At 40.6% G+C, this 23,553-nt stretch carries 23 protein-coding genes and 1 pseudogene; 16 read left to right on the top strand and 8 right to left on the bottom strand.

The genetic code is table 11. From position 1 onward, the window contains the following. Window positions 1-136 precede the first annotated feature (136 nt). A pseudogene (locus NSQ66_RS19315) lies at window positions 137-524 on the bottom strand (LysR family transcriptional regulator substrate-binding protein); the annotation flags it as partial. Window positions 525-690: 166 nt separating this feature from the next. On the opposite strand from NSQ66_RS19315, the gene NSQ66_RS19310 reads away from it, so the two are divergent. The 8 genes from NSQ66_RS19310 (at window position 691) to NSQ66_RS19275 (ending at window position 6,025) form a co-directional block, all read left to right on the top strand. Next, complete coding sequence (locus NSQ66_RS19310) at window positions 691-1,002, top strand: antibiotic biosynthesis monooxygenase (protein WP_076104988.1); 312 nt, start codon at window positions 691-693, stop codon at window positions 1,000-1,002. A gap of 154 nt (window positions 1,003-1,156) precedes the next feature. Next, the gene (locus tag NSQ66_RS19305) at window positions 1,157-1,630 is read left to right on the top strand and encodes a GNAT family N-acetyltransferase (protein WP_038572212.1); all 474 of its coding nucleotides are present in this window, start codon (window positions 1,157-1,159) and stop codon (window positions 1,628-1,630) included. A 206-nt stretch (window positions 1,631-1,836) separates the two neighbouring features. After that, a complete protein-coding gene (fabZ, locus tag NSQ66_RS19300) occupies window positions 1,837-2,277 on the top strand; it encodes a 3-hydroxyacyl-ACP dehydratase FabZ (RefSeq protein WP_038572210.1) in 441 nt (146 codons plus the stop codon). Then, complete coding sequence (locus tag NSQ66_RS19295; RefSeq protein WP_036688907.1) at window positions 2,274-2,873, top strand: chorismate mutase; 600 nt, start codon at window positions 2,274-2,276, stop codon at window positions 2,871-2,873. The genes fabZ and NSQ66_RS19295 overlap by 4 nt, the downstream gene beginning before the upstream one ends. Window positions 2,874-3,445: 572 nt before the next feature. Then, window positions 3,446-4,573 (top strand): ATP-binding protein, encoded by a 1,128-nt coding sequence (locus NSQ66_RS19290; RefSeq protein WP_244886358.1) that lies wholly within the window; start codon window positions 3,446-3,448, stop codon window positions 4,571-4,573. Window positions 4,574-4,695: 122 nt separating this feature from the next. Further along, window positions 4,696-5,349: a DUF421 domain-containing protein gene (locus NSQ66_RS19285; protein WP_038572205.1), complete on the top strand. Its 654-nt coding sequence runs from the start codon at window positions 4,696-4,698 to the stop codon at window positions 5,347-5,349. A gap of 93 nt (window positions 5,350-5,442) precedes the next feature. Continuing rightward, a complete protein-coding gene (locus tag NSQ66_RS19280) occupies window positions 5,443-5,712 on the top strand; it encodes a hypothetical protein (protein ID WP_036688898.1) in 270 nt (89 codons plus the stop codon). 40 nt (window positions 5,713-5,752) lie between these two features. Beyond that, window positions 5,753-6,025, top strand: coding sequence for an N-acetyltransferase (locus NSQ66_RS19275; RefSeq protein ID WP_305953604.1), 273 nt, complete (start codon window positions 5,753-5,755; stop codon window positions 6,023-6,025). Window positions 6,026-6,215: 190 nt separating this feature from the next. Here the strand turns inward: NSQ66_RS19275 and NSQ66_RS19270 are convergent, their stop codons facing one another. Both NSQ66_RS19270 and NSQ66_RS19265 read right to left on the bottom strand, forming a co-directional pair. Beyond that, window positions 6,216-7,631 (bottom strand): MDR family MFS transporter, encoded by a 1,416-nt coding sequence (locus tag NSQ66_RS19270; protein ID WP_141118460.1) that lies wholly within the window; start codon window positions 7,629-7,631, stop codon window positions 6,216-6,218. An 82-nt stretch (window positions 7,632-7,713) separates the two neighbouring features. Then, complete coding sequence (locus NSQ66_RS19265; RefSeq protein WP_036688893.1) at window positions 7,714-8,139, bottom strand: MarR family transcriptional regulator; 426 nt, start codon at window positions 8,137-8,139, stop codon at window positions 7,714-7,716. Window positions 8,140-8,405: 266 nt separating this feature from the next. Between NSQ66_RS19265 and NSQ66_RS19260 the strand changes: the two genes are divergently transcribed. Further along, window positions 8,406-8,486, top strand: a complete 81-nt coding sequence (locus tag NSQ66_RS19260; RefSeq protein WP_232061537.1) for a YjcZ family sporulation protein — start codon at window positions 8,406-8,408, stop codon at window positions 8,484-8,486. Window positions 8,487-8,557: 71 nt separating this feature from the next. Here NSQ66_RS19260 and NSQ66_RS19255 read toward each other — a convergent pair whose 3' ends face one another. Together NSQ66_RS19255 and NSQ66_RS19250 are read right to left on the bottom strand one after the other, a co-directional pair. Further along, window positions 8,558-9,613, bottom strand: coding sequence for an ankyrin repeat domain-containing protein (locus NSQ66_RS19255; protein WP_076104981.1), 1,056 nt, complete (start codon window positions 9,611-9,613; stop codon window positions 8,558-8,560). A gap of 293 nt (window positions 9,614-9,906) precedes the next feature. Then, the gene (locus NSQ66_RS19250; protein WP_036688887.1) at window positions 9,907-10,797 is read right to left on the bottom strand and encodes an AraC family transcriptional regulator; all 891 of its coding nucleotides are present in this window, start codon (window positions 10,795-10,797) and stop codon (window positions 9,907-9,909) included. A gap of 235 nt (window positions 10,798-11,032) precedes the next feature. On the opposite strand from NSQ66_RS19250, the gene NSQ66_RS19245 reads away from it, so the two are divergent. From NSQ66_RS19245 to NSQ66_RS19235, 3 genes are read left to right on the top strand one after another with little or no spacing between them, the layout of a single operon-like run. After that, window positions 11,033-11,851 (top strand): DMT family transporter, encoded by an 819-nt coding sequence (locus NSQ66_RS19245; protein ID WP_256720256.1) that lies wholly within the window; start codon window positions 11,033-11,035, stop codon window positions 11,849-11,851. Between the two features lie 35 nt (window positions 11,852-11,886). Beyond that, on the top strand, window positions 11,887-12,219 hold the full coding sequence (csaA, locus tag NSQ66_RS19240; protein ID WP_038572193.1) for a chaperone CsaA: 333 nt from the start codon (window positions 11,887-11,889) through the stop codon (window positions 12,217-12,219). A 50-nt stretch (window positions 12,220-12,269) separates the two neighbouring features. Further along, window positions 12,270-12,863 (top strand): hydrolase, encoded by a 594-nt coding sequence (locus NSQ66_RS19235; protein ID WP_076141057.1) that lies wholly within the window; start codon window positions 12,270-12,272, stop codon window positions 12,861-12,863. Window positions 12,864-12,935: 72 nt separating this feature from the next. Here the strand turns inward: NSQ66_RS19235 and NSQ66_RS19230 are convergent, their stop codons facing one another. Then, the gene (locus NSQ66_RS19230; protein WP_036688882.1) at window positions 12,936-13,748 is read right to left on the bottom strand and encodes an undecaprenyl-diphosphate phosphatase; all 813 of its coding nucleotides are present in this window, start codon (window positions 13,746-13,748) and stop codon (window positions 12,936-12,938) included. A 233-nt stretch (window positions 13,749-13,981) separates the two neighbouring features. Here NSQ66_RS19230 and NSQ66_RS19225 point away from each other — a divergent pair, with 233 nt between their 5' ends. The 4 genes from NSQ66_RS19225 to NSQ66_RS19210 all read left to right on the top strand — a co-directional run bounded on the left by NSQ66_RS19225 (window position 13,982) and on the right by NSQ66_RS19210 (window position 21,652). Further along, entirely contained in the window at window positions 13,982-14,533 is a 552-nt protein-coding gene (locus NSQ66_RS19225; protein WP_244886357.1) for a GNAT family N-acetyltransferase, read from the top strand. 371 nt (window positions 14,534-14,904) lie between these two features. Continuing rightward, window positions 14,905-16,413: a hypothetical protein gene (locus NSQ66_RS19220; RefSeq protein ID WP_141118456.1), complete on the top strand. Its 1,509-nt coding sequence runs from the start codon at window positions 14,905-14,907 to the stop codon at window positions 16,411-16,413. Window positions 16,414-16,425: 12 nt separating this feature from the next. Further along, a complete protein-coding gene (locus NSQ66_RS19215) occupies window positions 16,426-17,184 on the top strand; it encodes a DUF6063 family protein (RefSeq protein WP_036688875.1) in 759 nt (252 codons plus the stop codon). Beyond that, window positions 17,171-21,652 carry a hypothetical protein gene (locus NSQ66_RS19210; RefSeq protein ID WP_036688873.1) on the top strand — a complete coding sequence of 1,494 codons (4,482 nt, stop codon included), beginning with the start codon at window positions 17,171-17,173 and terminating at the stop codon, window positions 21,650-21,652. Before NSQ66_RS19215 ends, NSQ66_RS19210 begins: the two co-directional genes overlap by 14 nt. Before the next feature lie 81 nt (window positions 21,653-21,733). Here NSQ66_RS19210 and NSQ66_RS19205 read toward each other — a convergent pair whose 3' ends face one another. Both NSQ66_RS19205 and NSQ66_RS19200 read right to left on the bottom strand, forming a co-directional pair. Next, window positions 21,734-22,618 (bottom strand): DMT family transporter, encoded by an 885-nt coding sequence (locus NSQ66_RS19205; protein WP_244886524.1) that lies wholly within the window; start codon window positions 22,616-22,618, stop codon window positions 21,734-21,736. Next, window positions 22,618-23,469 (bottom strand): AraC family transcriptional regulator, encoded by an 852-nt coding sequence (locus NSQ66_RS19200; RefSeq protein WP_038572178.1) that lies wholly within the window; start codon window positions 23,467-23,469, stop codon window positions 22,618-22,620. Before NSQ66_RS19200 ends, NSQ66_RS19205 begins: the two co-directional genes overlap by 1 nt. Window positions 23,470-23,553: the final 84 nt, after the last annotated feature.

Raw genomic sequence — 23,553 nt, 5'->3', positions numbered from 1 at the left:
ATTACGCAAAAGATACATAGACAAGGTTCATTTTTCCCTGACGCTGACGTTAATACTAGATTCAAAAAAGGACTACTCTGCGAAGGATAACCTTAAAGCTTGCCGTTACAGACAGCGCGTTGAGCCGTATCATTAATCACGGTAATGCGGAGGGTTGGGCACGTTGGGTGATCCATTCTGTTATGAATTCAATTAGTTTTTTTGCCGCTGGAGAGGCATTTTTAATGGAGGCGGCTGCAATGCCAATAGAACGATAATGCTCTCCTTCTAATGGGCGATAACATACATTGTCGGGGAGATGTGACAGAATCATTTCGGGGAGTATACTTACTAGGCAGATTTACAAATCCCAAGTCAGCGGTTCCATCGGCAATCCATTCTTCTATTTCAGAGTAGTTACCATCAAGTAGTTTTATTTCAATATGTGGAAACTGATTTTGAAATTGTTTAATGATTTGGGGCATCCATTGGATCGATACACTAGAGAAAGTACCTATTTTCACAGTGCCAATCTCAACTACCTTACTGAAAATCTGATATTTTAAAAGATTCATAATGATTTCTCTCCTCAATAATATATGAAAAAAATTCATTAAACTAATAATTAATATTCATTATTTTTATCTTAATTATAATAGTATAATCTGTTTTATATAAAAACATCTACGATTAAAGGGGAGTTTGAGCGGAATGGTTCATGAATCAAACGGATCTTATTATGCAGTCATATTTTCAAGTCAACGTACGGAGGGGGATAACGGATATAACATTATGGCTGAAAAAATGGAGCAGCTTGCGTCCGGGCAACCAGGGTTTTTAGGAGTGGAAAGTGTCCGGAATTCTTCAGGAGCGGGTATTACGATTTCTTATTGGGAGAGCTTAGAGGCGATTAGTAACTGGAAACAGCATCAATCTCACAAAGTTGCTCAGGAGAAAGGTAAGAAAGAATGGTACCAAAATTACAAAGTAAAAATTTGTAAAGTTGAAAGAGAGTATTCTTGAGTGGTAACATATCACTGCAAAGTAATTGGGAATCAATCCATTGAAGCGTACAACAACAATCATTTTATTTCAAAAGGATGCGAAGAAACTTATCCGAGAAAATAGAAGATTCCGTTACTAATTAGATAAAATATAGATATGGGATGATTATTAAATGAACTATCAAATTAAAAGGGCGACCCTTGAAGAAAAAGAAATCCTCAACAACCTAATGCAATTTTATATGTATGATTTCTCCGAGTATATGGATTTGCACCTTGAAGAAAACGGAAAATTTAATGATTATCCTCTCAACGATTACTGGACAGAAGCCTCGAATTTCCCATATCTGTTAACTCTGAATGAGAAAAATGCTGGATTCGTTTTAGTCAAATTAAAAAATAGAGATGATGATTTATACTTTTCCATTGCAGAGTTTTTTATTATAAAAAAGTATCGGAGAGTAGGATTAGGTAGACTAGTTGCAAAAGATATTTTTAATTTACATAAGGGGCAATGGGAAGTTTATCAAAAAGATAATAATGAGCCCGCACAACGCTTTTGGAAAAAGGTAATAGAGGAATACACTGGCGGAAAATTCACTGAACGAATTGAAGCAGGGAGAAAGACACAGGTGTTTGTTAATTGAGTTTGAATCTTAAGCTAACAGGATACAGTAGATCAATAAAAAGCGGCAGTCGTGGACTTTATTTACTAGTTCAGGGCTGCCGTTGTTTTTTAGGTTCTCCAGAAGTGATGTTATAAGCCAGTTGCTTTGGTATTTTTGAGTAGTACAAAATCTCTTCTGGTGTTAAAATTACCCAAAAAGTATTTTAGGAGGCTAAGACGGGAATTATGCTAAATATACAGCAGATTGTAGAACTTATTCCTCATCGGTATCCGTTTATTTTAGTGGACAGAATTATAGAGTTGGAGGAGAACAAGAGAGCAGTAGGTATAAAAAAAGTATCCATTAATGAACCGTTTTTTAGCGGCCATTTTCCTGAGCATCCTGTAATGCCAGGTGTTTTAATTGTGGAGGCATTAGCCCAGGTAGGAGGAATCACAATGTGCAAAAACGAAAAGCTGATGGGCAAGATAGGGTTATTAGTTGGCATTGATAATGCCCGTTTTAAGCGCCAAGTAACGCCTGGGGATCAGCTTCTTCTCGAATTCGAAGTCAATCGGATGAAAGGTGAGATTGTAAAAGGCAAAGGCATCGCAACAGTAAATAGTGAGCTGGTATGTGAAGCTGAGATTTCTTTTGCATTTGTGCAAAAAGGAGGTTCAAAATGAAAAGGATGCCGTTTGTACGACCAACTGAACATTACGATCTGCAAATTAAGGATATCGACGAGCAAATATGTGCATTGATCAAGCAACGAAAGGAAATCTCGAATAATAATCCAGGATTCCCACCGTTTGAATCTATCTCTAAATGGGCAGAAAATTATGAGCTCTATGAGGATTTTTTGAAAGCGGTATTTGGGACATTGCTAAGTGAAGAGCATTTTAAACCGATGGTTGAGCCAATTGATTTTAGAAAACATATTGCAGTTCTTAAATCAATTGAGAAAGATGAATTATTTTATACACTGACCTCTATACGTCAATACAGTAATGCTAGTGTGGTCACCCTTAATATAGATTGGGACATGACAACTGAGCTTCCAGCAAATTCTCATAGCCATAGCTTTTTCGAGCTGTTTATAGGAGAAGAATATGATAGTCGAATGACGAATGGCGGAAGTTCAACCGGACAAGCTTCTTATAATTACGTGATTTCTCCACCGCTTTCTGACGATCCTTCTGGCGTTACATTAGAGTTCAGGAAATATGGTAAACCCTTCAAGAACAATGAGACAGGAGATCAAATTGTTTTTAGGCTGTAGTACTTATTTATTCATCGGAAAATATTGCTTATAGCTGTCTCCATTGCTATGATCAAAAGTGGAGATCCGAGCGAAGTTAAATTAGGCGCCGCTCCATATCACAGTTAACGGATTTTTAGTGAAATAAAAACCGGCCATCCTGAGGGGATGGCTGTTTTCTGTGTAAAACAAATTCAATGATTCATTTCCAGCCATAAAAACTACGAAGGTACAGTTTATAATGTGGATATTCAGGAATACGAAAATTGATGACCCCATACAGACTTCAGATGTCTGTATTTTTTTGCTAATTGTGGTTCTATAGTATGATTTTTTGGGATTATTTGAAAAATGGTTGAGAAATACTTAGTGTATAGTCAATACTGTGACTTATAATGTTAGCTTAGGTAATTATCTAAAACCCTTAATATAACCTTGAATATATTCATTTACGCAGCAAAAGGCTGAAAGGAAGTCATCTCTTGTTTGAAACCCTACTTTTGAATTTTTTGTTTTTGCTTTTTCCAGTATTAACATTTCTGATATTTTTTGAGAATCGGGCCTATTCCTACAATAGATTGATTCTCGTTTTTATGTCAGCAGTGACCATGAGTCTCTGTATCGCTAAACCTATCAGACTAGAAATTGGCTATATTTTTGATTTAAGGTACATTCCGTTTATTATTGTGGCACTCTTTGGAGGATATAGGAATGTTTTTCCTCTATATATTATTTTGAATGCGTACAGATTCTATGTGGGTGGAGATGGCGTATTTTATTCGTTTCTATTTGCGACGGCGATTCTGATTTTGGTGCCGTTATATAAAAACAGATTTTTAAAATTACCATCGAAAGGTCGTGTGATTGCGGCAAATCTGATTGCTTTGCTAATTATGGGGGTTTATCTGTTTATTTTAGGTTTGGTTCAGGATTCTTTAGACAGGCAATTTTGGATTCTTTCATTAAATGCTTTGACGACTCATGTTGGGGTGATGAGTGTCATTATGATTTTGATTGAAAAAATTATATCTAATATTAAAAATCGGGAACGGATTGTCCAATCGGAAAGATTAAATGTCGTCAGCGAGCTAGCGGCAAGTGTATCCCATGAAATCAGAAATCCACTTACAGTGACTAGTGGTTTTTTGCAGCTATTAAATAAATCTAAAACAATGACGCCAGAGGAAAAGGGATTTGTAGAGTTGTCTTTACAAGAGCTACAGCGAGCAGAAAAAATTGTAAGTGATTATCTCTCCTTTGCCAAGCCACAATCTGAAAACATGGTTTACTCCAATATGAAGGCAGAATCAGAATATACTAAAAATATCATAATGCCTTATGCCACCATGCACAAAGTAGATGTTCAATTCAATTTTAATAATTCCTTAAATAAAAATTATGACCGGAACCAGATTCAGCAGTGTCTAATTAATTTATATAAAAACGGTATAGAAGCGATGAAGGAAACCGATGGCGGAACGCTATTTATCGATATATTTGAAAAAAAGCAAAATATTATGATCAGTATCAAAGATAACGGAGTCGGCATGACTAAAGATGAAATATCGCGACTCGGTAAACCGTATTATTCTACTAAAGCAGAAGGGACGGGGCTGGGTATGCTTATGGTCTACAGTACCGTCGATAAAGTGAAAGGAAATATTGAAGTCGATAGTGAAAAAGGCAAAGGGACAACATTCCTTATAACCATCCCAACATAGGCAAGTTGCAGAGAGTATCTTTTGCTGTTTATACCCCACTAGGAGTGTGTAATACCTTTCATGAATGGATTTCGTGTAAAAAGGGCAACGTGCCTGCGCGAGTCCCATCTGGAGGTGCAGCAATGGAGATATTTGTAACTATAGGCGTCAAATTGGTCATCAGCTTTTTTGGTTTGTGGATCATTACCTTTATTACCGGCCGCAAGACGCTTAGTCAATTGACACCACTTGATTTTCTGTCTTCATTGATTTTAAGTGAAATTGTCGGCAATACGATATATGATGATGAGGTGAAGATCTGGCATCTGCTGTTTGCTCTTTTTATTTGGACCGCATTATCTTATCTGTTCGAAAAGGTGACTACCCATTTTGTGAAATTCGGGAACATGGCGGAAGGCCGGACAGTGCTGCTAATTGACGATGGCATAGTGAATCAGGATTTGTTGGAGAAATATGATATTGAGTATACCCAACTGCTGTTCATGCTGAGGCAACAAAATATCTTTTCCCTAAGTGAAGTACGGTATGCTCTGCTCGAAACGAACGGTTCTCTATCGGTAATGCGCAAGTCTGAAGATGAGCAATCTTCTGCTTTTTCCGTTACAGTTATTGATAAAGGCAGGGTACTGGAAGAGTCTATGCGTGGCAGAGCGATGAACAAGGAGCAGATTAAGGAACGCGTCAGAGAGCAGGGCTATAATTGCATTGAGGATATTGCCTATGCTGAATATAAAGAAGACGGAACGCTCTATATCCTTCCCAAAAACAAACCATAAATCCACATGATGAGACGCTGGAGCCGGGAGGCTCAAGTGTCTTTTTTCAAATCAGGAGTGCCTAGTGAATAATAAATCTTAATGGAGGTAAGGATGATTAGTTTAGGATTATGGATCTTAACCGCTCTAATTGTGCTAGTTGTTGTAATGTTTCACGCAGGAGCATTATTAGATTTTATCCGGCCTAGTGTCCTACAAACTCAGCTTTTTGGTCTTCACATTACATTGTTTGGAGTAGTTGTGATATTAGCCTATGAGGGTGGCCGCGGGATAGGCGTTTTTATTGGATTAATTGGGCTGTTTACGGGTATCTTGGGCTCTTTTAGAGATTCCTCTAAATCGGAGGATAAAAAGAATATCTGACAGCTTATATATTTACTAACTTTCGGAGGGGTATAACTTTATGGAGATTTCTATATGTAAAGCAGACGCGAGTGACGCAGCGTTTATTCATGAAATGCAAGTCAAAGCCTTTATGCCATTGCTGGAGAAATATAAAGATTATGAAACCAGCCCAGCCAATGAATCTGTGGAACAAATAAGGGATCGAATTAATCAGTCTTTTGCAGATTATTACATGATTAAGAGTTTTGATATTGTTGTGGGTGGTGTCCGCATCGTTAAAAAGGAAAATAAAACTTATCGGGTCAGTATCAAAGAAATGGGAGCTGGATAGTATTATACAAGAGCAAAGGAATTGCTATTTATATGAAAAGTTAGGGTATAGAAGCACGGGGGAAACCAAAAAAATAAATGACAACTTAATATTAGTTTTTTATGAAAAACATATGAGTTAAAGCCTTAGGATTATACTTGAAAAAAAAGACAGCGGGCAGTTCATGTCCACTGTCTTTTTAACATACAAATCAATACACTCGAATACGCTTCACAAATAACGATATAATCAATCCTATACCTGCAATTGCTGCGATAAATAAGTAAGCATGTGTAATTCCAGCGGTTAATATTTCAGGCTGTGCAGCGGTTGGATGTGTGTTTGCGAATCGTGTTTGTCCACTAGACATTAGCGTAACAGCGAACGTTGTACCAAGAGCACCTGCAATTTGCTGAAGTGTACTCATAACAGCAGCCCCATCCGGATAGTATTTCACAGGTAATTGATTTAACCCATTGGTTTGAGCGGGCATAATGACCATTGCTAATCCGATAAACATTGCGCAGTGTATTAAAATAAAGGTTAGGCTACTGGTTTCAGTTGAGTTTCTTGTAAATAGAAAACCAGCAATGGTTGTGATGGAAAATCCAAGCGGCAGCAATAATTTCGGACCGTATTTATCGAATACTCTACCCGTAACTGGAGCCATAGCCCCGTTAATAACACTGCCTGGAAGAAGTAGAGAACCAGCCATTGTGGCCGATAACAACAAACCTCCTTTTAAATATAAAGGTAATAAAATTGCAGAAGATAAAATGATCATCATTCCTAAAAAGAGCATTATAAGACCTATCGTAAACATGGGATATTTAAATACCCGTAAATTCAACATTGGGGTTTCCAATTTAAATTGCCGTAATACAAACAAGATTAAGCTGATGAAACCAATAATAAGAGGCAACAAAACAATGATTTCACTCAAAGAATGATCAGCAAAGTTACTAAAACCAAAGACGATTCCACCAAATCCAAGCGTAGAAAGCAAGATGGATAAAATATCTATTTTAGGTTTTGTGATGTTGGCTACATTTTTGATGAATGTTAATCCGAAACCTAATGTAAATAACAATAAAGGTAAGCTTATCCAAAAGATATACTCCCAGCCAAAATGATCTACAATTAAACCAGATAGAGTAGGTCCAAGGGCCGGTGCACACATAATAACGAGCCCCATCATTCCCATGACAGTTCCGCGTTTATGTGCAGGGAAAATAATAAGAATAATATTGGTCATTAATGGAAGCAATAAGCCTGTCCCTAAGGCTTGCACTAAACGTGCAATTAATAATGAGCTGAAATTAGGGGAGAGGGCAGCAATTAAAGTACCGATAATAGAAAATAGCAAGGAAGCTGTGAATAATTGTCTAGTGGTAAACCATTGCATTAATAGGGCGGATATTGGAACGAGGATTCCTAATACAAGTAAATATCCTGTGGTTAGCCATTGAACCGTTGAGGCGTTGATTGAAAATTCATCCATTAAATTTGTAAAAGCCATGTTTAAGGCGGTTTCACTAAATAGCCCGACGAATGCACCTAGCATAAGCGAGAAGGCCATAAGGGCGGGACGTTTAACTTGAACAGTTGATGTTGATTCCATGATTATGATGAACCTCTTTTCAGAATTGTGATTCGGATTATTTATGCTGGATAGATGATATATCAACTATGAGGAGGAGAGAAATGCTCTAAGCACCTCTTACATTATCCTGCACACGAGTTAACAAAGTCTTAAGTGTTGAGTAATCTGAAGCAGATAATCCTGACTCGATAATTTCGTTTAAATTGACCGTCACCTCATTTATAGTATTCTCTAATTTCCGTCCTTCTTCTGTTACATATACATTTACCGCTCGGCGATCTTGCGCACTTGTTACTTTGCGTATGTAACCTTTGCTCTCTAAGCTGGCGATCATTCTGGCAACACTGGCTTTGTCCTTACCAAGATTAGCAGCAATCTCGTTCTGAGATAGACCTTCTTTCTCAAGCATCAGAGCCATAAGTAGATGCTGTTCAGGTGCAAGTCGAAAAGGAGCAAGTAACTTTGTTAAATAATTTGCTATTTCTAAATGCAAATCTCGAATGACCAAACCTAAAGGTTCTCTTGAATCCATATGATCTCTCCTAATTGAAGAATAGATGATATATCAACGTTATTGATTTGTCTATATTAGCATAAAGTTATGGATGCTTGTCAAGTTAAAGAAAATGAATAGAATCATAGAATTAAATACAAGCGGTAAAGTTGTTTAATGCCCAATCACTTGATGATACATAGTCATATGCTGTTGTGAAATTAAAATAAAATAATTAGGGAGGGATTTAAATGGGGTATAACTGTGTTGGGGGCGTTCAAGAACAAAAAAAGGCTCCAGTTTGTATTAATCCTTGGACATCAACGGGTACGATTCTTGTGCTTTACATTCTCCTCGTCATTATCCTTAAAACTTGTTGGATCTAGAATTTATGTAAATTGACGCCCCGAAGTTTTTTTCTTCGGGGCGTTTCTTTGTTTTCTTTAGCAGGATAGACTTAACGGGAATAATCGGGTTGTGTCATAGAAATGGGCTGAGGATTGGCAAGTACCCATTGCACCGCCAGCTCGCATAATCTGGCTGGTTGCTCATTGCCAGCAATGTTGCGGAACCGCTTGGCGAGTGCAGCTGCCTCTTGAAGAAGGGCGGGCGTTAAAGGCGTGCCCGTGCTAAAATGCCGTATCAGTGCATCCAGCATTTTACGGTAATCGGCATCCCAGTTTCCTCCGCCATTATTAAGTATTTCATGAGACACCCGCCCTGTGATGCGGATAACCTCACCCTGCACCGTTGTCGCATGTCCTGAAGCAGGGACAAGAAAATCCCACAGCTCTTGGTGCTGTGCGGGCCATGCGGCTGCCGTTACCTTGATGGGAGAAATTCCGTCATGTCTCTCCAGTTTCGCTATAGGCTCGACATCAAATTGCCGGTACAGCTCCAGGAGAGCATTTGCAGTTTCATCCAGTCGATCTTTATTGTAATTTGTTCTGACGAATTCAAAATCCTTGCCGATACGCCGCACGGATTCCTTCATCTCCGGCGTAATTGCTGCACCTGCATCCAGCATAATTCGCGAGATTTCTGCCATGTGAACTATATCGATATTCCGGCATTGTAATAATCCTTTGGCGAGAGGTGTGTTTTTTCGCTTATTTTCTGCATGGACATTTGCACCGCGTTCCACCAGATCCCGCACTACTTTTGTTTTGTAAGAAGCTGCTGCTGAGTGCAGCGGTGTCTCATTCTGGTAATCCAGAGCTTCCATATCTGCACCTAGCTCAAGGAGTAAGGGGACATTTCCGGACCAGGTTGCAGCCTGAGCATGAAGAGGGGTACGCTTATAGTTGTCGGCAGCGTTGATGTCAGCACCCTGCTCCACAAGCCAGGAAACCATTTCATCCGGTATTTGCCGGAAGCTGAGGGCGGTACCTTTGCTGTAACCCCCACGGGCATCCCATTCGCATAGCTCAAATACCTCTTTTAAGGCAGATATATCATTCGTTTTAACCAGCTCGGCAAAATTGGCGGGTAATGTTTTTTTCTTTTTGCCCATCTCATTTTTCCGCTCCTTTATTAATAGATAAATAGCAGATAACTTCTTGCAAGTTTATCATATAGGAGAATTGAACACTAATTCATGCAGGACGAAAAGGTTGAAGATATAAACGTAACTTTATTGGAAAAGAGTGGAATATCGTTTATATGTCGATTTCGAATCATAGACTAATAGAAAATAAAAACATTAAGCTTGTGTCTTGGAAATATATTCGAGATTTACGAAGGACATCGAAATTACGCTAACACTAGGCAGTCAGACAAAGCGATCGACTCTGCTTTTGTTGTTTTTTAAGTTCGTTCATTTCTAATTTTTCTGAACTCCTTAGGAGTTATGTTTAAGTGTTTTTTAAAAGACTGGATAAAGTGATTGGCGTTATTGAAACCAACTCGCTGTGCGATTTCAGTTATCGTGTAGTCAGTTGCTATTAACAAATCACAGCTTTTATTAATGCGATATTTAATTAAGTAGAAATACGGAGTCATAAGGATACCTTTCTTAAAACCTCGAGTGCACTCCGATACACTTAGATGTGCTGTGTCTGCTATTTCCTTCAATGTCAAATTATTAGAATAGTTTTTGTGAATAAAACTAAGCATTAATTGTAGTCTCTCTTGCTGGAGTCTGTTATATTTAGACGATTCCTCAGAGGATAGAGAAAAATTTGATATAAGGATTAACCATAACTGGACAGTTTTGATAGAAACTTCGTACTCCCATCCCCATTTTTTTTTCGATTCAAATTCTTTTTTCATATCCCAAAGAATTTGTAGGATTTGATTATGCCAGTCCTTATCTCCTTTGATTTCTAAACTTAACAAGAATGAATTGGTATACGGAAGTACATACTTTTTTTCCATTGCACTTTCAGAATAAAAAGCGAGTAACTTCTCTGGGAAGTTAAAACTAACATATTCACCCTCTTGGTTAAGGTACGTAACAATATGAAGTACGCTCTTATTAATAAAGATGGCCTGACCTGCTTCTAAATCATAATTGATTCCGTTGACTTGTATGGTTAGTTTCCCTTTGGTCACTAAAGTAATTTGTAGTTCTTGGTGCCAATGTAGATCGTTAACCCCTCTGCCATTAGGAATAGATTCATAATTGGTATGAGTGTACATGATGTATGGAAATGCATCATCAGGAAATTGAATGGCTTCGTGCAATTGCTTTTTCAAAGTGCTTATTCTCCTTATTTGACGATATTTCTATATAAATTAAAGATATAGTTGCACAATATAGACCCTGACGGTGATATTATTATATCCAGCCTAGACTTATCATACAATTCTGTGCACAGGGATTGTCACACATTTTGGAGGAACTATGGTTAGTTCAAATAAACCGCCTATACTATTTCATCCGTTTATTCTGTTATTTATCAGTATTTTGTCCGTTTCTATCTCTTCAATCATGATTAAACTATCAGATACACCTACTTCAGTGGCCGGGATGTATAGATTGTTTATTTCTGTAATCATCATGCTCTGTTTTACATCTGGGAAAATGGCTCGTTCTGCTGAGATGAATAAAAAAGATTGGGCCATCGTTGTTTTATCCGGCCTATTTCTAGGGTTACACTTTTTATTCTGGATGGAATCATTGGTCTATACTTCAGTTGCAAGCTCCATGGTGATCTTATCGTTACAGCCGCTATTTGTTATGATGGGGTCTTACTTTTTATTCAAAGAACATGTTAACCTGCTAACCGTTTTTTGCCTGATTGTTGCTCTTTTAGGTTCGATTGTTATTGCATGGGGAGACATATGGGTTTCGAAAGATGCACTAATCGGCGATGCTTTATCGTTAATTGGCACATTCTGCGCTTCAGTCTATCTGTTGGCCGGGCAAAAAGTAAGCGGCAAAATCAATGCAAATATATACAGCATTTTCGTCTTTTTTATTGGTGGTACTGTTATGCTCGTGTACAATTTGATAGATAATGTCTCATTAATTAATTATGCTTCATCAGATTGGATTTATTTTTTGCTTCTTGCAATAATTCCAACTATTTTTGGTCAATACATCTTTAACCTTTTGTTAAAGTCGATTGGAGCAACTACTGTCTCGGTTGGGATTATTGGTGAGCCTGTTCTTGCCATTGTCCTTGCATACCTATTATTAGGGGAAACTATGTCATTATTCCAGCTTTTAGGCGGCATAATAACCTTACTCGGTATGGGAATGTATTTTTGGTCGAAATCTTTAAAGTACAACATTCAAAATAAGTAAATGAGTAGTCGGAAATATGTATAGGGGGATGGAAAATGGTAACTATTGATGATTTTTTGAAACTTGATGTTCGTGTTGGAACGATTATTAAAGCGGAGTTTTTTGCAAAAGCAAAAATACCTGCGATTAAACTCCAAATTGATTTTGGACCAGATATCGGAAGCAAAACATCAAGTGCACAGATTACTAAACGATATAGGCCTGAAGAGATTGTAGGGCAACAAATCATTGGGGTAGTTAACTTCCCTGCTCGAAATATAGCGGGTTTCCTATCAGAAGTATTAGTTCTTGGAGGAATACCGGATAAAGGGGATGTGGTTCTCTTGAAGCCAGATATTAAATTACCTAATGGGACACCTATTGGGTAATATAGGGTAATTGTAGTATACAAAAATTGATAGTAATCGGAGAGAAGACCATGGAAGAATTAACAAGCTTAGTATCTGAAAGTATTGAGGCAAGTAAAACGGCGCTAGTCGTGATCGACCTGCAACAAGGAATTGTCCTCAGTCCAAAGCAGGGGCCGCATACAAGTGCTCAGGTGGTTGAGAATGCCTGCAAATTAGCTCAATCCTTTACGGAGAAAGGAGGATTTGTTGTTCTAGTGAGGGTGTCATGGCTAGATGGGCAAGATATGCTTAAACCTAAAACTGATTTACAAATGAATTCTGTCACCTATCCAGAAGGTTGGGACAACATCGTGCCAGAATTAGCGAATATCAAAAATGCACATCTGATTTCCAAACGTCAGTGGGGGGCATTTTTCGGTACAGATCTTGATTTGCAGTTACGGCGCCGCGGAATAGATACGATCGTATTATGTGGTATTTCTACCTCGATTGGTGTGGATACTACTGCTAGAGAAGCTTATCAGCTTGGTTATCATCAAGTTTTAGTAGAAGACGCTATGACCGCGATGACTAAAGAAGAGCATGATTATGTATGCAAAACTATCTTCCCTCGTATAGGTAAGATCCGGTCGAGCGATGAAGTAATATCCATGTTGAAATAGTATGAAAAAAACCTCAGGCTTTCTCTGTAATCTCAGAGATTGTCATGAGGTTTTTTGCTTGAAATTATGTGCTTACATAAAGATGAGGAGAAGTATCCCAGCTAAGAAGCAGTAATAAGAGAAATACTTCAAATTACCTTTAGCCATAATCCCCATAAACCAGCGCATGGAGAAATAAGTAACGATAAGTGTAGTAATAAATGCAATCAAGTATGGAATTGCTAGCTGCGAGCGGTTAGGATCGTGGGCAATATCAGATGCGCCCATAACAAGTCCGCCCAAACTGACAGGAATATAAAGCATAAAAGAAAAGCGTAAAGCAGTTTCTTGCTTCATTCCCACAGCGATGGAAGAGATGACAGTTGCACCAGAGCGGCTTATCCCAGGAATAAGGGCGACTGCTTGGGCAAGTCCGACTATAACTGCATCCTTCGCTTTTAAGTCACCATCTTGTTTACGGCCGCGAAGGTTACGGATCAACCATAAAGCTACCCCCGTAACCAGCAAGGCGATGGATACGGTATGAACTGACGAGAAGATATCCTCAATCTGATCCTTGAAGAGTAAAGCAACGATTACCGCAGGCAAGGTACCGATGATGATGTACAAAGAGAACAGGAAATCTGACTTATATTCCTCTTTGCGGGTCAGAATAAATTGAACGAATCCAGTGATCAATCTTCCGATATCTTTACGGAAAATAAAACAAATCGCGATTAGTGAAGCCGTATTTGTTAAGATTTCAAATGATAGCCCATTTTGTTTTAAGCCTAGCAATTTCTGTGCGATGATCAAATGGCCGCTCGAAGAGACGGGGATTGGCTCAGTTGCCCCTTGAACAAACCCTAGAAACAAGTATTTAAGCCACAGTATAATATCTTCCATTTTACCTCCCAGTATTTTTGTAATCTTTTCAATCATATCGTATTCAATAAAGAAATGACAATAGAACCATCGTGCCATATTCAATTGGACGAGTTATACTAATTCGTAAGACTATTAAATGAGGTGGAACTATTTGTAGTACATTACTAAAAATTCAGAAGCATGATATTCCGAGAGCAGCCAGTGTTCTGGCCGAAGCATTTGCTAAAAATGATCCTTTATATCAGCATATCTTGCCTGATGAATCAACCAGATTACGCGTGTTGAATATTTTTTTTCATCGTTACATTGAGATGTTGTATCCATATTCGGATTTACTAACGACTTCTACTAACTTTGAAGCAGTGGCTTTAGTGTTCCATTTGGAGCGTCAGACAGGGACATTGATTTCGAACGTCAGGTATATGAAACAGATAGTCCTTGCGATCATCAAGTCATTACCGATCTGCCGAATCATTGGGGTGCGAGGATTTATACGTGGTTTATCTATTTTGCGTAGTATGAGTTCTTTATGGTTATCAATGTTTGGGGATCAGAAGGTTAAACATTTGGATATGCTTGCAGTGCAAGAACAATATCGAGGCCAAGGATATGTATCAAAAATCATGACACCGCTGCTCGCGGAATGTCGTGTGAACAATACATTATGCACGTTAGAGACACAGACGCCGAGCAACTTGCCCATTTATGAGCATTATCATTTCCGTACGGTTAAAGTCATTCCTCTACCTAATAGCCCACTTGAGCAGTATTGTATGGCGTTTACGCAAGGAGTTGCTGAGTAGTTAATAAAAAAGGGCCGTCTCATTCAGCCAATTCATGGTTTTTGGGGCAGCCTTTTTTTGCTTAGTCCATAAGGGTTAATGAAGCTTCAAGAGAAAAATCAGGGGATTTCTCCCTGTAATTCTGCGATCTTTTGTCATCCGGCTAGAATCTATTATTTTGTTTAACAAAAATAGCATAAGCTTCGAAGGATTGTTATAATAGAAACATATATTCCCGTGTTTCAGAACCCTATACAGGATGTATAGGGGTTTTATTTCTTTTAGTGAGGGTGATCGAGAATAAGTATGGCGTTGTCCGTACAGGGAGAAGAGGACCGGAGAGTTCCGCAGGAAATTTTAAATTATGAAGTGATGGCGAGGTTAGCAGAAAGATGAATTGGTCGGATTTTGGCGAACGAAACAAACGATTGAATCCCCTGTGGAATTTGGGGGCTGGCATGAACCTTGGCGAAATCCAACCTTACAAAGAAATGGTATCTTTAAGCGTTCTGCTGCAAGTCTATTATCTGGAGTTAGAATCGAATGAGAGAAGATCCAAAGAGGATATTATAGAACTTACTTGGACTGCACTGGAACGTTTTAATATCGCCAATCTTGGGACTACCGAATCCGTAGAGCGTCTCGTGGACGGTTTATTGTGGAGCGGGAATGGTGGAGATTTCGAATCCTTTTTCTATGATGATGTGACCCGGCAAATGTCCGTGCAGAAATATAAGTATTTCACGGTGGACGAGGATGCGACCCGCAGCAGTTGGGAAGAGAATGGAAGAACCATCTATCGTCTCTCCGAATATGCAATGGAGCTTATTTTTATGAGCCATGAGATTATTGATGAATTTCAGATCAGCATCAAACTGCTCGAGATTCAAATGCATATTAAACATGGGCGCGTAACTCGGGCTCTTCAGGATGTTAATGAACTGATCTCCCGTGTCCGTAAGATGACCCAGCAACAGCAAGAATACCGCAATGCGTTACGCCGCAATCCGAAGCATATTTTTAGTGAATTCGGAGTGGCTCGGCATCAGCGACTCGAAGAGATTCATCATCAGTTCGAGGAGGAACGCAAACATTTTGATAGTATTCACCGTTCTCTGGCCAGGCTGGCCAATGATGAGAAAGACGTAATCGACTTCAATGAGATCCGTATTCTCTCTGAACGAGTCGAGCTTTCTAGGCGTGTACACGATGAGCTGGCTGAGGTAGTGTTGAATATTTTTGAGATGGAGACCAATTTAAGATTGAACTTTCCTGAATTATTCTGGGGAGCAGCCGGGTTTAACTTCCGTACTCACGTATGGGAGGAATGGGTGAAAGAAGAGGGTCTGCCAAGTGGTGACAGTCTTGAACTGCTGCTCAGCGGATTATTCGCTCCGAATCAGGACTTCGTTTATCCGCTTCCTTGGGCTTGGGAGGAACAAGAGGTAGGGTTTATCCCTGACTTAGTGATGGATGATTTCGAAGATGAGGTGGACGCAGAGCCTGTTCAATATATTCCTAAAGGTATCCCATGGGCAAAAGTAGTGGATCTGTGGAAGCCGGTTTTTACTGCCTTGGCTGAGCAGGGAAGCTTTACCTTTACTGCAGACGCTTTTTCCGCCGAAGAACTGACAGGGTGGGCAAACACACCGGATGCTGTTGATCTGTGGGTGCAGTTTTTTCATACAGATTTTTTAGTGCAGGAACAGGCACCAGAAGGTGGTAGCGGCGTTTCTGATGAATGCCAACAGCTAATCCAATATGTGCTTGCAGAAGATCTTCTGTTGGAGAGTTTACGCGGCAAAACGCTGCGGACGAGCATTGCTCCAGAACCAGCCTCAAGGGTACGGTGTCCTGGTCTGGATATGAGTCCATATATGATTACGATTGTGGAGAGGTGAGAAGTTACTAACATGAGTTATACATTAGAACAGGTACAGCAAGCTTCGCGGCTATTTTTTGAATTGCTCCGTAAAAAAGTAATTCCTCTTGATGACCCTGCAGCGGCAGAATGCCTTCAGGATGCAGGAACTTATGATGCACTTCAGTATGTTGCCAAAGAAGGGGGCTGTCGGGTGATGAATTCCGGGCACCGTCTCCATCTGCTAGTTAATCCGCTGGGGTCAGTGTTTGCAACCAATTTCACCCAGTTAAAGAACAAATATTCACGTGTTGAGCGTAAAACACACTTACATATTATCAATATTATTATTCTGGTTTTTCTGGCCGAAATGGATCAGGATGAGACTCATTTTAAGTCGGGGCAGGACAGTATGTCCTATATTCAAATTGCTGATCAGGTGTCCTCGCTCTTTCAGACGTGGATTCAGATGGATGAGGATGGGCGATTTAGCCAGCAGTGGCAGCTTGATATCCAAGCGATGTCTAAGGTATGGACCAGTCTGTACATGCAGACTAAGAGTCAGGAAGAAAGCGATCTTCTGACCAGAGGCGCAGGCTCACGAATTGGACTGATCCATGAAGGCATGAAACTTCTGGAAGAGGAGAAGCTCGTATTCATCTCTGAGACAGAGAAGCGTATCTTTCCTCGGGAAGAGCTGTATGAGAGAATGCGTTATTTATATCATGATGTCGATCGATACCAGGAATTAAAGAGCCTCATTGGAAGAACTTTAGCTGAGAAAGACGGTGCTACCTATGCCGCGGATTGAACGCATACGAATTACAGGACTTAAATACGAGAAGATGCTCAAGAAATACGACGATATGATTCTGGACCTCTGCAACGAAGAGGGACCCGCTAATACGCTTATTACGCTCATGAATGGCGGTGGAAAGGGAGTACTGCTGCAATCCATTTTTCAGCTGTTAATGCCCAAAACACCATGGGGCAAAGACAGTGAGAACCAGGTTGAGGCTTTTTTTCATAATCATAAAAAACAACTTAAACCGTACACTTTTCACGTAGCTATCGAATGGCATCTCGACAACAATGAGCGCAATGAGTATATGACTACGGGAATCGCTATGACGGCACATAATTCGCTTGATCAGCAGGATATCAAAGTGGATTACTTGCTGTACGCGCTTACAGATTACGGTGAAGCGGCTGAACTTACGCTATCAACGTTGCCGTTATTTGACGAAGTGACTGCTGAACCTACGAGTTTTGAAACGATCCAGCAATTTGTACGCGATCGGCGGGGGGAGATTGTACCTTTTGGCAGCCATAGCTCGGATTTGAAAAGATATTATGACTTCCTGGCTATCCGGGATATCCATATCGCCGAGTGGCGTAATATGCGGCGGATCAATGGTGAAGAGGGCGGTATCAAAGGTTATTTTAAAAAGAATGATGCCTTCACCAATCATAACTTGTTCGAAAAGCTGATTATTCCTGAAATCGGATCTAGTCTGAATGAAGGATTAAAGGAAGACGACAATACGCTGCAGCGGATGTTTATCGATACAGCAACAGTGGCTCAGCGCTTGCCGATGCTTGAACAGCGGGAGCAGGTCTATTCAGAGTTTCTTGGTATGGCCGCACCGCTTTATGAGCTGGTGAAACTTGGCGTGGAGGCGGAAAACGTAGTACAAGAAACTGAACTACGTGGACGCCAAATCTATACGGTTATCTATGAAGAGCAGAGAAATGCAGAAGTTGAGCGAAGTAAGATTGCTGATGAACTGGCTGGACGTTATCAGGATGCGAAGCAACTGCGCTTTGAGACAGACAATCTTAAATACTTACGCAGCAAGGAAGAAACGGAACTGAAGCAAGAAGAGTTTAAGAAGCTCAGTGATGATCAGAGCCGTGCGCGTGGTCGGTTGGAGGATTCCAAAGCGCAAGAGAAGAAGCTTGAAGTAGCTTATTTTCTGGCTAAACGTTTGCTCCATACCCGGCAAATTGAGCAGTGGCAAAAAGAAATTCAAGCTATCGAAGGTTCTCTGGAGATGAAAGAACGGCAAGAGGTCATTCAGGCAGCCAAGGAACAGCTGCGGAAACAGTGGGATGTGGTGTTTAATCTCTGGCAGCAAACGATTAGAGAGTTTGAGACAGCGCAGCAAGACCTGACGGCGGAAGAAAGGGAATTGCGCAAGGAAAGGGAAAGTTTCTTGGTAGAGCTGGCGGGGCTGGATAATCAGATCAATGAATTGACCTTATCTATTCGGCAATATACGGAAGAACTCGGAGCATTCGCAGCCCAATATGGGCAGGATGCCGCCCATTCTCCGGCAGCTGCGCTGCAGCGTACGGTCTCAGCGGCCAAAACGATTCTTCAAGACATTGGAGACTTGGAAGAACAGCACAAGCAGGAAGAGATTCGGAAGCTGGCACTGCATAAGAGTCATGCTGAGCTGAGTGAGAAACGGCGTTCTTATGAGCGTGAAGCGGACGAGCTTGGGGTTCTGCTTGAGTCACAGACTCAGAAAGAATCCCAATTATGGTCACAGCTCGTTGTACTGCTGGAAATGTATGAAGAGCATAATCGTTTAGGAGCTACTGGCCTTTTTGAAGAACAAGATGTTATCCCGGCACGTTTTATCCGAAAAATAGATGAAGTAGAGCAACAGACTAAACGTTCCAGAAGGGATTACTATAATCAGCTCATGGATGTGGAACTACAGAACCAATCCTACTGGCTACCCAATTCAGATATTCTGACGGTCAAAGATACACTCGATTCGTTAAAGATTCAATCAACGCTAGGTAGTTCCTACTTAAATGACCGTCCGTATCTTGAACGTGAGGAAGAACTGGAGCAATATCCGTTACTTCCATATAGTTTGATTTTGACCCGGCGCGAAGCTGATAAAATTCAGCCGGAACTGATGAAGGACACCTTGCTGAAATCAGCGGTGCCGATCTTTATCCGTGAAGAGATGGCAGCTTCGCATCAAGCATCCTTCATGCTTTTTGCGAATCAAGGGCCGCAAATGGTCTTGCAGCCGGATCGTTTCCAGGATTGGAAGAGTAGTATTCAGGGGAAGCTCAAAGAACAGGAGCAGATCCTTCAGGACTCTGAAGCTTATTTATCTAAGTTAAAATCGGTGCGTCAGGAATATGAACGTTTATTCCAAAACGAGAATACCATGACGCTTACAACCAAGCATGAGGCCCTTATTAAACTGCAGGCTGAACTTCAGCAGAGCATTATCAATCTGAGCAATGAGATGAATGAGAACGAAGGGACGCTTACCCGGATCGGACGGGAGCTCGCGGAGAACAAAGCTCTAAGTGTGGAGCATGAGCAGAGAGCGGGGGTTCTGCAAGCTTGGATTGAACGGACGAAGAAACAGGAACAAGATTATAAGGAAAAACAAAAAATAATCGAACGAAAGAATCTGGTGAGTAAAGAGTTAGCAGGTAAAGATCAGCAGCTTGAACACCTAAAGGTGCAAATGGAAAGCTTGAGCGGACAACGCAATAAATGGACGAGAGAAACCGAATATGCGATGTTCCCTAGACTGCAACGATGGTTTCCTGAGATTGTTTTCCCAACAGATCGCCAGCTTTCTGATGAAGGAGAAGTCATACCTGTAGATCCTGTAGAGCAGAATCTTCTCTTGCAGCAGCTCAGTACCGTTGAAAGCCTGCAGCAATCACTTACCGAAAATGAGCTGGAAGTTCGGACAAGAGCTGCACAGATTAAGGCAGCAAGCGAGAATCTGGCTGAGCTTGAATCCAGCCTGAATCAAGTAGATGTGAATTGGCGGAAGGCGACTGAACCTACGGAAACGTCCGAGTCTATTATGGCTGCAAGAAATCGCCAAAAGACGGATACTACTTCGTTAGAGGAAGACTATCAGATTGTTCACGACGGTTACATCCGCTGCCAGACTGAATTGGAGAACTTGCAGAAAGAGTTGCGCAAAGTAGAGAAGGGTATCAAGGAGAAACATGAACGTGCCGTGGAGCTTTGGAATGAGGCGCTAGAGGATAAGGAGACAGAAATTCAGGAGCGCTGCCAAGCGAATGAGCTTATGCTTAACCAGTGTAAAAGATCCTTGGATCGAATGGATGTCCTCATCCAGACTTTATCCAATCAAATCAAAATAATGAATGCGCATATTGAGGATCGCGTCAACCTACGGAGTGTACCAGAAGAAATAACGCTGAGGGTTAGAGAAAGCTGCGAGCCTCTAGTAGCCGACTGGCTTCTCCGCATCAAGGATAGCCGGATTAGACAGGATGAAATCTCCAAAAAGGTGAAGGAAGAGAAAAATTCATTAACCGAAAAACTTGCGAAAAATGAACGGAACTCCGAACTGGAGACCAAGATTCTAGATCGATTGAATACGGTCCATTGGGATAATTTCGCTATTGCACTGCAAGTCCTAGATTCCATGCTACGCAGTTCGCGTGATCAGATCGAGAGCATTCAAAGCGATAAGGAAGGCATGGATCTCTCCCGCAAGATGTGGGTAGGCCGGGCTTCTCTACGTGTGGTACAAATCATTGATATTATGAAGCGAATGGAACGCCGGATGATTATTCATAACGAGAATAATTATGCCTTCCCGCTGGTACGTCTGAATTACAAGAATATCAATGTGCCAAGAACAAGCGATGAGGTAGAGCCGATGGTGAGTGACTACTTCAATCAATGTATCAATGAATTGCTCAAAAAGTATCCAAAGATAGAACAAGTGCCGGCACTGGTAATCAAAGAGGTTATTAATGACGGACGAATTGTCTATGCGGCGCTGCAGAACCGCTTTCCAGTTCTTCAGGTGTATAAACCGGTAACGGAGAATTATTTCCTCTACGCCGCACCGGAAGATTATCATTATTCGGACTGGGAGATTATTAATCGCGGCGCACTGGATGAAGCTGTCGGCAGTGGGGGGCAACGTCAATCTGTACAGCTGCTGGTCGCAATGATGATCATGACGCATAAACGGGTGAATCGTGAGAATAAAGGCTGGACGGTCTTTTTATATGACAATCCTTTCGGAGAAATGGTCTCCAATAACGTGCTTGACCCCGTCTTCGAAATTTCCAAGGCACTCAAATTCCAATGGCTGATTGTTACGCCGCCGGAGCTTGTCAAGAATGATGTCAGCGTGCGTTTTGGCGTGTATTGGCAGCTTTATTTTGGAGGCGTCAAAGGGGACATGCTGGAATCAACCCTGATCAAGGGAGGAAGAAAGCTTATTCCTGTCTCGTTGTTCTGAGTATGGAATGAAACTTAAAGAAGCTCCAGTATGCATCACGCTGCTGGGGCTTCTTTTTATTAAATGTTAAAGATATTTTGTTTATTTAGGTTTGCGTTCGGAAATATAAGAACCGGTGAGCGTTAAAAAAGTTCCCGTTAGGATTGCCCAGGTGATCTTTTCATTCAGAACAAGGGCGGAAGCTGCCACTGTAATTACAGGAACAATATAGATATATACACTTGTTTTTACAGCCCCTAGAATCCCTACAGCTTTATTCCAAGTCAAAAAACACAGTGCCGAGGCACCCAGACCTAAGAAAAGCAGGTGAGCTACATTTGAAATTTCTTTAAATCTACTCGGACCTAGCTGAAAATCAAACAGAAACAGAGTAGGCAGCATAAACAGCAGACCATAGAAAAATACTCTGCGGGTAGCCCCTATAGTATGAACCTTTAATACGCTTATTTTTCTCATCAACACTGAATAAATTGCCCAAACCACAGGTGCCAGCAATGCCAGCAAGTCACCGATGGGGTTCAGCTGCAGAAGAAAACTCCCGTTCAGCCCAATTAATATAATTCCTGCCAAGGCTATCAAAAATCCTATAATAAACTGCCTATGAAATTTCTCTTGTTCTAAAAAGAAATGAGCGATCACCGCCGTGAAAAATGGAGCGATGGAGACAATCACACCTACATTGGATGCAAGGGTATAGATTAGGGCAATATTTTCTATAAGAAAATATAACGTGACCCCACAAAGACCTGCTGAGATAAAGAGTAATTCCTCTTTAAAAGATGTAGTTCGGATTGGACGTGAATAGATCAGTAACAGTACAAAGTACCCAATAAGAAAACGGAAGAACAGAATTTCCACAGGCGTAAAGTCTTTTAACAGTATTTTAGTGGAGATAAAGGTGGTTCCCCAGATTAAAATCGTAAGTAATGCCAGCAGATGTCCTGTGTTAATCTTGCGTTGATTTATCATTTCGTAAGTTCCATTGATGACTTTACTCCCGTTTGCTGAACAAATATACGCATATATTGCTTAGGGGTTAAGCCTATGAGTCTTTTGAAAAAATTTGTGAAATGGCTCTGATCACTGAATCCGGTTAAAGAGGCCACTTCTATTGGCAATATTCCTTGTTCTAAAAGCTTTTTGGCGTGGTTGATGCGAATAGTTTCCAAGTAACGGTAAGGTGATATTCCTTTCTGTCTGGTAAATAAACGCAGCAAGTGATATTTACTTAAGCCGCTCAATTCACTTAGCTGGTTCAGCGTAATGTTCTGCGCATAATGTAACTCTATGTAATCGCAAATGATTTTAATTTCAGAAGTAGGCTCTTGAGCTGGATAGGGGGTTTCTGTCTCCGTGTATTCTCTCAGAAGCTGCTCCAGGAGAAATAGAAACAATTCTTCTTTTTGAAAATCGGATTGATCCTCTAATATCATTTGGTGCAGGTCGTGTAAAGGGTTCGACAGTTCACTTTGGTAGAGAACGTTGTGTGTGAACCGCGGTAAGTAGCCTATGCCGGTAATTTCTAGCACATACTCACGCATGACTTCCGGCTGAATATTGATGCAGCGATAGTCAAGCGTTCTCCCGTCTATCTGTTCACAGGCATGGGGATCCGCCGGATTAAAGATGACCACATCTCCGCTGTTAAGAATATGCTCTTCTTGGTTACATAGCAGATGTCTCTTTCCTTGTTCAATAAAACCTATGACATAATAGTCATGAAAATGGTTGGGAAACTTCTGCATAATACCTTCGAATCGATAGGCCTCAAATTTTAAGTCATGATCGAAAACTACTGTTCGAACTTCACGAGTCATTGCTGCACCTTCTTTTCCAATTATGTATAACCATTATAATGTGAAAATTAGGGGCATTCTTGCATGATGTTGCGATACCTCATC

The sequence above is a fragment of the Paenibacillus sp. FSL H3-0329 genome (genome assembly GCF_037963285.1).
In the GTDB taxonomy this organism is placed as follows: domain Bacteria; phylum Bacillota; class Bacilli; order Paenibacillales; family Paenibacillaceae; genus Paenibacillus_AQ; species Paenibacillus_AQ odorifer.
This window is presented reverse-complemented; position numbering and strand designations above follow the sequence as displayed.

Coding starts and splice junctions, on each gene's coding strand:
- NSQ66_RS19310 (WP_076104988.1), top strand. CDS start 691: ATGGTTCATGAATCAAACGGATCTTATTATGCAGTCATATTTTCAAGT.
- NSQ66_RS19305 (WP_038572212.1), top strand. CDS start 1,157: ATGAACTATCAAATTAAAAGGGCGACCCTTGAAGAAAAAGAAATCCTC.
- fabZ (WP_038572210.1), top strand. CDS start 1,837: ATGCTAAATATACAGCAGATTGTAGAACTTATTCCTCATCGGTATCCG.
- NSQ66_RS19295 (WP_036688907.1), top strand. CDS start 2,274: ATGAAAAGGATGCCGTTTGTACGACCAACTGAACATTACGATCTGCAA.
- NSQ66_RS19290 (WP_244886358.1), top strand. CDS start 3,446: ATGTCAGCAGTGACCATGAGTCTCTGTATCGCTAAACCTATCAGACTA.
- NSQ66_RS19285 (WP_038572205.1), top strand. CDS start 4,696: ATGGAGATATTTGTAACTATAGGCGTCAAATTGGTCATCAGCTTTTTT.
- NSQ66_RS19280 (WP_036688898.1), top strand. CDS start 5,443: ATGATTAGTTTAGGATTATGGATCTTAACCGCTCTAATTGTGCTAGTT.
- NSQ66_RS19275 (WP_305953604.1), top strand. CDS start 5,753: ATGGAGATTTCTATATGTAAAGCAGACGCGAGTGACGCAGCGTTTATT.
- NSQ66_RS19265 (WP_036688893.1), bottom strand. CDS start 8,139: ATGGATTCAAGAGAACCTTTAGGTTTGGTCATTCGAGATTTGCATTTA.
- NSQ66_RS19255 (WP_076104981.1), bottom strand. CDS start 9,613: ATGGGCAAAAAGAAAAAAACATTACCCGCCAATTTTGCCGAGCTGGTT.
- NSQ66_RS19245 (WP_256720256.1), top strand. CDS start 11,033: ATGATTAAACTATCAGATACACCTACTTCAGTGGCCGGGATGTATAGA.
- csaA (WP_038572193.1), top strand. CDS start 11,887: ATGGTAACTATTGATGATTTTTTGAAACTTGATGTTCGTGTTGGAACG.
- NSQ66_RS19235 (WP_076141057.1), top strand. CDS start 12,270: ATGGAAGAATTAACAAGCTTAGTATCTGAAAGTATTGAGGCAAGTAAA.
- NSQ66_RS19230 (WP_036688882.1), bottom strand. CDS start 13,748: ATGGAAGATATTATACTGTGGCTTAAATACTTGTTTCTAGGGTTTGTT.
- NSQ66_RS19220 (WP_141118456.1), top strand. CDS start 14,905: ATGAATTGGTCGGATTTTGGCGAACGAAACAAACGATTGAATCCCCTG.
- NSQ66_RS19215 (WP_036688875.1), top strand. CDS start 16,426: ATGAGTTATACATTAGAACAGGTACAGCAAGCTTCGCGGCTATTTTTT.
- NSQ66_RS19210 (WP_036688873.1), top strand. CDS start 17,171: ATGCCGCGGATTGAACGCATACGAATTACAGGACTTAAATACGAGAAG.
- NSQ66_RS19200 (WP_038572178.1), bottom strand. CDS start 23,469: ATGACTCGTGAAGTTCGAACAGTAGTTTTCGATCATGACTTAAAATTT.